1 protein-coding gene is annotated in these 713 nt (G+C 42.9%); it reads left to right on the forward strand.

Annotation, left to right across the window (positions count from 1 at the left end; genetic code table 11):
* Nucleotides 1-44 precede the first annotated feature (44 nt).
* Nucleotides 45-713: RluA family pseudouridine synthase (locus HMPREF0634_RS04095; RefSeq protein ID WP_040565747.1), on the forward strand; the 669-nt coding region annotated here is incomplete at its 3' end.

Here is a 713-nt window from a genome sequence, read left to right on the forward strand (position 1 = left end):
AAATCTTATGTGAAGGACTTATAAAAAGAGTAAGGGTGAAGGAATTGTTTATAAGAGATGGGCAAAAGTGGAATAGATTTGTTATAAGGGTTGATAGGGACCTAAAGATAAAAGACCTCCTGATTGATGAACTTAATTTTTCAGTCAGGTCTATATCAAAGATGAAGAGGGACAAGAATATATATAAGAATGGTCAACCTGCCAAGCCAACTTCCATGGCCAAGCCAGGTGACATTATAGAGATAGAGATTAATGAAGAAAAGGCAGGCTTTGAGGGTCAGGACCTGGGTATAGCAATAGTATATGAGGACCAGGACCTGATAGTAGCTGACAAGCCACCCTTTATGGTGGTCCACCCCACTAAGAGTCATTTTGATGGGACCCTGGCCAATGCAATCACCTACCATATAGGTAGGATAGGGGAAGACTGTAGGATCAGGTTTGTAAATAGGCTTGATATGAATACATCCGGCCTAGTAGTCATAGCTAAAAATTCTTATGCCCACCACAAGTTGTCCCTGGATATGGGCCAGGATAGGGTTCATAAGGAGTACCTGGCCATAGTAGAGGGTATAATAAGCCAAGATAGTGGGACGCTCGATTTTCCAATATACAGGGAGACAGAGGACTCTATAAGTAGGGTGGTAGACCCAAGGGGGCAGAGGTCTATTACACATTATAGGGTCTTACAGAGGTTGGATGGGGCCAGTCTT

This window comes from Peptostreptococcus stomatis DSM 17678, assembly GCF_000147675.1.
Taxonomy (GTDB): Bacteria; Bacillota; Clostridia; order Peptostreptococcales; family Peptostreptococcaceae; genus Peptostreptococcus; species Peptostreptococcus stomatis.